Origin of the sequence: Streptomyces sp. DH12 (assembly GCF_020873895.1) — a bacterium.
Taxonomy (GTDB): Bacteria; Actinomycetota; Actinomycetes; order Streptomycetales; family Streptomycetaceae; genus Streptomyces.
The window spans coordinates 1-388 of record NZ_JAHWGT010001672.1; the positions used below are offsets into that span (position 1 = coordinate 1).

Annotated in this window: 1 protein-coding gene; it reads left to right on the forward strand. The window is 72.2% G+C overall.

What is annotated here, in order from left to right; genetic code table 11:
- On the forward strand, positions 1–388 hold a 388-nt coding region (locus LPA54_RS41670; RefSeq protein WP_228985554.1), incomplete at both ends, for a zinc-binding alcohol dehydrogenase.

Consider the following 388-nt stretch of genomic DNA (forward strand, 5'->3'; position numbering starts at 1 on the left):
GGCGAAGGTCGTGCAGAGCGTCGCCGCCAACGGGGTGCCCGCCACGTACCGCAAGGTGATGGGCAAGCTCGACTCGTACACGCCGCTGGGCTATTCGCTGTGCGGGGTGGTGGAGCAGGTCGGCGCCGGGACCGACGACGTGAAGGTGGGCGACCTGGTGGCGTGCGCGGGCAACGAGCACGCGCTGCACGCCGAGCTGAACTGGGTGCCGAAGAACCTCTACGTCCCGGTCCCGGACGGGGTCGCGCCCCGGCACGCGGCCTTCGGCACGGTCGGGTCGATCGCGCTGCAGGGCGTGCGCCAGGGCGAGTCGCGGCTCGGCGAGGCGGCCCTGGTCATCGGTCTCGGGCTGATCGGGCAGCTGGTGGTGCAGTTGCTGAACGCCTCC